The sequence below is a fragment of the Pseudovibrio denitrificans JCM 12308 genome (assembly GCF_001310815.1).
Taxonomy (GTDB): Bacteria; Pseudomonadota; Alphaproteobacteria; order Rhizobiales; family Stappiaceae; genus Pseudovibrio; species Pseudovibrio denitrificans.
Map to the genome: position 1 here is coordinate 413541 of NZ_BAZK01000008.1, position 8371 is coordinate 421911.

Consider the following 8371-nt stretch of genomic DNA (forward strand, 5'->3'; position numbering starts at 1 on the left):
ACGGAGAAACAAGAAGAGCGGCCCCAATCCGCTCTTCTTGGCATTATGGCTTTACTGCGCTTTTTGCGCCGTCATCACAATCATGCCTCGTTCCACAAACTCGCTGACCACCTCAAGCCCGTGCACTGCGAAGGCGCGCCGCACATCATCAGCAGAGAGCTTGATCTTCGGATAAGCACTGCGCTTCAGTTGCCAGCCGTCCTTGGTTCGCACATGAATGAGATCATGCACCATCACGTGCTGCTCCTGATCCTCCAGAAAGCACATCATGATACGGTCTTCATCACTGTTGACCGGAATGAACCGATCAACACCTGTCGGCACAGTGTTCAGATCGCGCCAGGAAAACACCAGTATGCCACCGGGTTTCAGGCCACCAGCTAAATCAGCAACCAGATCTTCCACTTCCTTCAGGCTGCCCAAATGAGTAAGCGTGTCGCCCATACACAGCGCAGCATCGACAGGTACTGAGATGATCGTTGAAACATTGCGGATATCTTCGCGCAGACAGGTGATCCGATCTCCATGGTCCCGCTGTTGCAGCTCCTTCAGCAAGTGAGGCGAGGTATCAACGGCGGTTACTTGATCAAACCCCATTTGCACCAGCGCCATGGATTGAAAGCCGGAGCCAGCACCAAGATCAATCGCGGTTTGTCCTAGGCTGAGACCAGCCCGTTCCAGCAGCGCCCGCTGTTCGGCAACCTTCTCATCAAAGGGCATGCGGAACATCCATGTATAATGTTCAGCCAGCAGGGTCTCATAGTGATCTTCGTAGCTCATAAACAATCTCACACAATCTCTTGCGCCGATGACCCGTCCATAGAGGCATGGATTGGTCATCCCGGCATGTAAATTCATAAAACAGAATTCGGTAGTCTTCCGATATGAGGTGGGTGCGCTCCATTTCTCCAACCAAAGAAAGACGGCGGTCCATTCCTTGCAGCATGCACAGTTTAATCATCAAAGATCCTGCCACGCCACAAACACAACATTATTTCTCGTCAGAGAAGCCTACTTCGTCATTCAAACAACGAATCCATTTTTTCAGAAAACACTTTGCGACATTACAGAATGAAAAAGACAGGCCTTTCTCTCATCGCCGCCACTTTATTCGGCAGCCTCACAGCTCTTCCAGCCCATGCCCAACTGGACTGCGCCAACAAACCACCGTTGCAAGAGCGCTTCACCGTCAACGGCGCTTTGGTCAAGCAGACCGGATACGCTCTGGAATGGAAGCGATGTGCTGAAGGCATGGCGTGGGAAAGCGAGACGCAAACCTGTACCGGCGAGCCACTGGAACTCACTCAGGATGTGGCCGCTTCCCACTTTGCAGAGAACACGGAAGGATGGCGTCTCCCGACAATTCGCGAACTTTACGGTCTTCTGGATTCCACGTGCGCTGAGAAGGAAGAGCTTCACGTCATCTTTCCAGATCTCGCAGCTCCTGCGTTCATCGACTATGCCGACTTCTGGTCCGCCACGGGTGATCGAAAGCTGGAAGGCATGTACTACTATCTGGATTTCGTCACCTACGCCCTCGACTTTCACAGCCAAGGCTACTCTCTCACCGTCCGTGCTGTTCGCGACAGCAAGTAAGCCTCTCCCTAAAGGCACACTGCGTAGTGTTCTGCCAGCAGGTTTCGCTCAGAGCTTCACAGTGCACATTTGGGCCTGCGATACCTTCATTTCCCAAATGACCTTACCAAGGGATTCCCTTGCATTGAGGCTTGGAACTGTCATTTTCGGGCTTTTGACTCGGCTAAAAACGGCTTTCGATATGTTTCGGATAGGTGTTTTCCCGATTTTTCTTTCTCAATCTAATAAATTTTGCAGCATCATGATTTGCAATTTAAAGATGTAATAGTCATACAAAACAAACACTTGCAGCTGCAGTAAAAAGCAAGTGGCTCAAAGGCTTCTTTCATCCCCGCCACATACACAGAAAAGTGTAAGCAAGGGGGTTGAAGCTCAAAGAAAAACAAGACTAATAGCGCGCAGGATTCTTGTAGATTAAACGCTTAACACTCAGGACCCATTCTGAGAAATATTAGGCGGATTTCTTTAAAGCACTTTGCGACTAATAATAATGACGAAACGACCATTTTCACTGGCCGGGTTTGCCACCCTTTTTGCTCTTAGTTTGCCAGCCCCAACACTTGCCGAAGTCGATTGCAGCAACAAACCTCATATCCGAGACAGGTTCTCTGTAAGTGGCCCCTTTGTGAAGCAGCTGGACCAACCATTGGAATGGAAGCGCTGTTCTGAGGGCACCCGCTGGGATTCAAAGAAGCGCCGCTGTTATGGCGAACCTCTGCTGATCTCACAGGATCAGGCCGTGCTGCGCTTTGAGGACAACAAGAACGGCTGGCGTCTGCCAACCATTCAAGAGCTCTTCAGCCTGCTCTACTCAACTTGCGCCAACAAGAAAGAGCTTCGCACGCTGTTCCCAGATCTGAGACTACCAATGTTCAGGGAATCCGCGCACTTCTGGTCCACCACGCAAGATGAAGACCTGACGCGCATGTACTACTATCTGGACTTCAAAAGCTACGCTCTCGACTTCCACAGCCAGGGCTACTCCCTCGCCGTCCGCGCCGTACGCGACACCAACTAATCCTACTGAGCAAACAGGAAGTGATCTTCCATTCACTGTGGGGGATCAAATCGCCGCTTAGGAATTCCAGGGCGGTGACGAGGTTTGTGGTGGGGTTCCAGGTGCATCTGTAGGCGAGGTGGTACCATTCGCCTTTGCTGCGGAAAGCGGCGCCTTCTGCGGTGACGGTGTCGCCGAAGACCACCGGGTCTTTATAGGCAAACGCGACCACTCGTTCCGGGTTAAAGCTCTCGTTCCATAAATGGATCTGCTCCATCACTTCCAAATTGCACAGCTGCTCGCGCTGGTCTGACGGGTCAAAGAGAACCAGAGACTCTTTTAGTTCCTTGTTCTCCGGTGCTTCCAACAGGCGGCCAAGCTGGAAGTTGTCTGCAATCACTGGCTGAAGGCCTTTGACTGGCTCCTCCCGCACCACCGGCGGCGGCAGCTCCTGCGGTTTGTCCTTAACGATTGGAGCAGGGGAGAGGGAGGCCGTAGGCGGCTCCTCAACAACGGGCGGGGCGAACAGCTTTTCAAACTGGGTCGTGCCGATGAGTTCAACCCCAATGCTTTTGACGGGCCGGGCACGAAACCCACGGGGCAGGTTGGACATGGCCAGCAGCCAGAAGGCAAACAGATGCGCCATTAGCGAGAAGGTGAAAAGCATCGTGTAGGTCTTGTTAGATCCTACAAATACATAGTCTGTTCGTTCTGCTTGCAGCACCTGCACGGAATCACACCTGCATCCTACCCCTGATTGCACCCAGAGTTGTGGCAGAACACGGCGAAAATCCGGCAGTCATCCCTCACATTTCACTTTACCCGCAACTGATTAGAGATTGTTGCCAGGGTTTGAAACCTGCGCACAGCGCATGGCAGGTATCGCGCGTCTGACAAGCTATTTTAGAATTATTTGACATTGCACAAATATGAATATTACATTCATGTTTATAAGGGGTGTTAATTGGGGAAGTTCGACCTCACTCCATCACACTGGTCGAATGTGCCTTCTGTACGAAGATAAAAATGAGCGGGGCCAAGCCTACGCCGACCGAGACCGAAGACATGCAGCAAACTCATACCATGCCGAACCTTCCCGGCGCTAAACTTGCCTTTTCCTGGGAAGCTTTTTTATCCCTCGGCTTTCGTCCGTTTTATATTGCCGGTGCGGCCTATGCAGCCATCAGCGTTCCGCTGTGGGTGGCCTCCATCATTGGCATTGTAGAAATCAACGGCCCGCTGGACGGTGTGCTATGGCATTCCCATGAGCTGATCTTCGGCTTTGCCGTCGCCATTCTCATCGGCTTTCTTTACACCGCCGTGCAAAACTGGACGGGGCGGAAAACGCCCAACGGCCTTGTGCTGGGTGGATTGCTGGGCATGTGGCTGGCAGCACGTATTCTGCTGTTTGTTGGCAGTGGCCCGCTTGGCTCCCTCGGTCAGATCATCGACCTTCTCTTCCTGCCGCTTGCCGCACTCGGCATAGCCATTCCGCTGTACCAGGCGAAAAATACGCGCAACTACTTTACCGTCGCTTTGCTGCTGGTGCTCGCTGTTGGCAACGGACTGTTCCACGCCATTGCGTTGGATATGATCAGCTATGACGGGGCAGATGTGTTCCTGTGGGCCGTGGATGTCTTCGCGATCTTCATCACGGTGATCGGTGGCCGCATCATTCCGCTGTTCACCAACAACGCCTTGGGCGTGAGGCGCGCGGTGCGCAGTCAGCGTCTGGAAGATGTCATCGGCCTTGGCATGGTGCTGCTGCTGGTCAGCGATATCTATTATGGCCTGACCTATGAAGCTGCGACTGTACGCGCTGTTGGCCTTCTGGTTCTGGCCGCTTTGCACTTCTTCAAGATGGGCCTGTGGCAACCGCAGATCACCTGGGGCAAGCCGATCCTCTGGATCCTGCCTGTGTCTTACGCCTGGTTGCCAATTGCCTTGCTTCTGCGAGCAGGGGCTCTGCTGGATATGCCGTGGGATCAGGTTTTGGCCGTGCACGCCATCACTGTTGGCTCCATGGCAGGCATGATGCTTGCATGATGACCCGTAGTGCGCTGGGTCACTCCGGTCGGCCGCTTGTCCCAACATGGGTGGAGATCGCCACCTACTATCTTATCGTTGCCAGCGCTGCGGTGCGGGTGTTCGGCATCCTGCTTTATCCGGAAGGGTACTTCGTGGTGCTTGGAGTTTCTGCCCTGTGCTGGGTGGGTGCCTTTGGCCTGTTCACCGGCAGGTACTGGGGCATTGTCACGCGTCCCCGCTTTTAATCGCTTCTCAAGAAGGCCCGGCATTGTCCGGGCCTTTTTCATTTCATATGCAATCAGACTATCAGCATCCCCTAATATATACTTATGCACTGTTGCTGATATATCGCAACGTCAATTTCTTTTTTGATCAAACAGTCAACTTACTTGATTTAACCAGTCAGCCAGCTCAATACTTAAGCGGTTTCTTTATTAGAGATCTTTGATTGCCGATTTGACCCTTTCACATCGAGCCTAATTGCAGACAACCAGATATGACACCGCTTCTGGATCAGAGTATCAGCGATATTTTCCGGACCTTCATGAATGAAGAGCCGCTTGAAAACGCGTTGAAGCAACTGCAGACAAAGTACTCAGAATTTCCCTTTGCCATCAACGTGCAGAGCCTGGTGGACAGTCACTACGACTACCGTAAAGTGCTCAATGTGGACCATACGTTCCATTCCACGTTTGACCCGGTGGCGCACTTCAATCCGCTGCCAACCGTGTTCCGCAGCGTTGATATTGAAGGTCCGGTGCGCCCGCATCGTCATTTCCGCAAGGAAGATGTGCATCCGGATTACGTTGGCACGTTCATTGAAGCCAATAATAACATTGACCGCGCCATCACGCTGATGATCGATCGGCAGGATGGCCTGTGTTCTTATGTGAACATCTGCCTGCCGGATGGGGTGAGTGAGAAGGACGAAGATCAGCTCTATGAGGAAGTGAAGTTCCTGCAGCCTTACTTCCGCAACGCGTTTCAACTGGCCTTACAGCGCCGCATGCGTGAAGCGGTGGCGCCGACAAAGGATCTGGGTAAGTTCTGGCTGGAACAGATGCCGTTCAGCGCGCTGGTGGTGGATGAGCACTGCTGCGTGCAGGTGATGAACGGACGGGCAGAACGACTGCTCGGCAAACACACCAACCTGCAGCTTGGCCGCTATATGCGCGTTTCCGCCAAGGCGCTGGATGAAGCAACAGCGCTGGAAAGTGCCATCAAGCAGAGCATCTACACCAACACGCTGCCGTCACCGGTGATCATCCGCAATGAGTTTGGTCCGAACACGCTGGTCTTCATCCAGCCCATCGAGACCCAGAAGGACGCGCCTGACTATCTTTCTCAGTTTTTGGCCAGACCAAAATTCTGTCTTCTCATGGTATTTGATCCGACCGATTTTGCCGATGTGCCCGATAAGATGATCAGCCATCTGCTGAATCTGACGCCGAAAGAAACCGAGGTTGTGAAGGCGCTGACCAACGGCGCGTCCACACGAGACGCTGCTGATCTGCTCGGCATTTCTTACAATACGGCACGGAACCATATTGCAAACGTTTCAAGACGACTGGACGTTGGCTCGCAAACTGAGATCGTCCGGCTGGTGATGACGACGCTCTCCCGCTACCCCTGGCAGGCCTGAACCATTCTCATTCAGGGATTTCCCTCAGTGCCTTAAACGCAGTCTCTCATTTTCATGCATCTGACATATTGAAGAGAAAAATAATCTGATATTTTCTTTAGATATATCAGAGCGTTACCCTTGAATTTTAGAGTTTTATGTTTTTCTGCAGAAAATTAGTGCAATTGCATCAAGTCGCCTCGGAAAATTCTGAGTAAATTTAACTCAGCAAACAAGAGGCGTCGGGAGCACAGGTTTTCGGGGGCAGCTTGGCACAGAAGGCACACCTTCAGCCGCAATTCGGTCTTTAAGTTTGCTGTTTGGTGGTTTGTTTGCTTGGGAAATGAACCACTCATATTGTTACAAATTATTGCCTAACCGGCTTAGCCTTCCATATTTCAAAAGGCGACGCCGGTCTTTTCTTGCTAAATTGAAGCCGCTGGATTGAACGCTGTCATCGCCCATGGCAGAGTGATCTTCTCCTCGTTCATCACGGTGCTCCTATGACCCCCTCAGATATTTCCGACGCTCTGACGTTCAAAACATTCTCTGCGCTTTTGCAGTCTGGTAAACCAATTGAAAATGCAGAGCTGGAAGCCTCATGGCTGGAGGGGAAGGACCTTCGTGAGGTGGTGTTTCGCAACTGTAGTTTTGAGCCGGGCAGTGAGTTCAACGGCATCGACATGCGGGAGAGTATCTGGAAGGACACGCAGTTTCCGGCAGGCACCTTTAAGAGCTGCGATCTACGCGAAGCCAAGTTTGAGAACTGTGGCTTTTATTACGCTGACACGCGCGGCGGCTCCTGCTTTCGTCACACGGACCTGAGCGATGTGGAGTTTCACAACTGCGATCTGCGGTTGACCATCTTTCCGTATTCCGAAATGTTCTGCATCGCCTTCCAGAACTGCCGTCTCACCGGCGCTTCACTGGAAGGCTGTGACTTTGGCAAAGTGGCCGGAAAGCATGCGCTCAAACCACGGGCAACCTTCTCCGATTGCCAGCTGAACTACGCAACTCTGTCTGATCTGGATCTGGAAGAATGCATCATGACCGATTGCGATCTCACCAGCAGCAATCTGACCAACACCAACCTCACCAATGCAGACCTGAAACGCACCACGCTTTCTGATGCAGAGACCGACGATCTGGATCTCACCTACGCGGATTTGAGAGGGGCAAACCTGGGCGCCATGTTCCTCACCAGCCTGCGCGGCTACCGCGGCATGGTCATCTCCGCCAGCCAGCAACACCTGCTCCTGCAGGGGCTGGGTATCAAAGTAGACCCGGACTGAGCCCCAAGAACACAAAAACCCCGCCTCGGTTGAGACGGGGTTTTAAGTTTATTGCCCGGAGAGTGTTTTGCTTATTTTGCAAGGCCTTTGATGCGTGCAACCAGATCAGCCAGTTTAGGTGACTTTTCTGCAAGCGCATCGTGCATTGGCAGAACTGCGCTGATGAACGGGCCTTTTTCTACTTCCACAAACTTCACTTCAAGCTTGGTTTTTGCAGCTTCAATTGCTTCAAGGGTCTGCTTGTTGTAAAGGTCGCGGTGGAAGTCCATCATTTCACGCGCCGCTGTTTTCAGCGCTTTCTGGCTGTCTGCTTCCAGACCATCCCACACTTTGGTGGAGATCATCAGAACGCCTGGGATCATGGTGTGTTCATCGCGGGAGTAGACTTTCGCAACTTCACCGTGACGCACGTCCACCAGAGCCTGCGGGTTGTTTTCTGCACCATCAACCACGCCCTGCTGCAGAGCAGAGTACAGCTCGCCGAAGGAGATTGGAGTTGGCGCACCGCCGAGCAGCTCTACCATCTGGATTGCGGATGGAGATGGCTGCACGCGGATCTTCATACCCTTCAGATCTGCTGGGCTGTTGATCTCTTTGTTGGCGTAGAACGAGCGGGAGCCGTCCACCATGAAGGCAAGACCAACAAAGCCTTTGTCTTTGGAAGCCATGAAGACGTCTTCAGCAACATCTGAGGTCAGCACTTTGTAATAATGCTCTTCGCTCTCGAAGATGTAAGGGAGGGTCAACGCGGAGTAAGACTCTTCAAAGGCTTCCATTTCTGCTGCGTTGGAACGGGCCATGTCCAGAAGACCGTTCTGCATCAGTTCAACGGATTCA

7 protein-coding genes and 1 pseudogene are annotated in these 8371 nt (G+C 52.4%); 5 read left to right on the plus strand and 3 right to left on the minus strand.

The annotated features are described in order from the left end of the window. Nucleotides 1-51 precede the first annotated feature (51 nt). A complete protein-coding gene (locus JCM12308_RS13375; RefSeq protein ID WP_054784066.1) occupies nucleotides 52-780 on the minus strand; it encodes a class I SAM-dependent methyltransferase in 729 nt (242 codons plus the stop codon). A gap of 291 nt (nucleotides 781-1071) precedes the next feature. Here JCM12308_RS13375 and JCM12308_RS13380 point away from each other — a divergent pair, with 291 nt between their 5' ends. Together JCM12308_RS13380 and JCM12308_RS13385 are read left to right on the plus strand one after the other, a co-directional pair. Then, nucleotides 1072-1596: an Lcl C-terminal domain-containing protein gene (locus tag JCM12308_RS13380; RefSeq protein ID WP_054784067.1), complete on the plus strand. Its 525-nt coding sequence runs from the start codon at nucleotides 1072-1074 to the stop codon at nucleotides 1594-1596. A 490-nt stretch (nucleotides 1597-2086) separates the two neighbouring features. After that, entirely contained in the window at nucleotides 2087-2614 is a 528-nt protein-coding gene (locus tag JCM12308_RS13385; protein ID WP_054784068.1) for an Lcl C-terminal domain-containing protein, read from the plus strand. Here the strand turns inward: JCM12308_RS13385 and JCM12308_RS27825 are convergent. Next, on the minus strand, nucleotides 2541-3260 hold the full coding sequence (locus JCM12308_RS27825) for a DUF930 domain-containing protein (RefSeq protein ID WP_208978556.1): 720 nt from the start codon (nucleotides 3258-3260) through the stop codon (nucleotides 2541-2543). The genes JCM12308_RS13385 and JCM12308_RS27825 overlap by 74 nt on opposite strands. A 416-nt stretch (nucleotides 3261-3676) precedes the next feature. Here JCM12308_RS27825 and JCM12308_RS13390 point away from each other — a divergent pair. From JCM12308_RS13390 to JCM12308_RS13400, 3 genes and pseudogenes are all read left to right on the plus strand, one after another. Beyond that, nucleotides 3677-4866 (plus strand): annotated as a pseudogene (locus tag JCM12308_RS13390) (NnrS family protein). Between the two features lie 251 nt (nucleotides 4867-5117). Further along, entirely contained in the window at nucleotides 5118-6263 is a 1146-nt protein-coding gene (locus JCM12308_RS13395; RefSeq protein WP_054784069.1) for a helix-turn-helix transcriptional regulator, read from the plus strand. A 482-nt stretch (nucleotides 6264-6745) separates the two neighbouring features. Further along, the gene (locus JCM12308_RS13400; protein WP_054784070.1) at nucleotides 6746-7534 is read left to right on the plus strand and encodes a pentapeptide repeat-containing protein; all 789 of its coding nucleotides are present in this window, start codon (nucleotides 6746-6748) and stop codon (nucleotides 7532-7534) included. Nucleotides 7535-7605: 71 nt separating this feature from the next. Here the strand turns inward: JCM12308_RS13400 and JCM12308_RS13405 are convergent. Beyond that, nucleotides 7606-8371 (minus strand): TRAP transporter substrate-binding protein (locus tag JCM12308_RS13405; protein ID WP_054784087.1); only part of this gene is annotated, 766 nt, incomplete at its 5' end.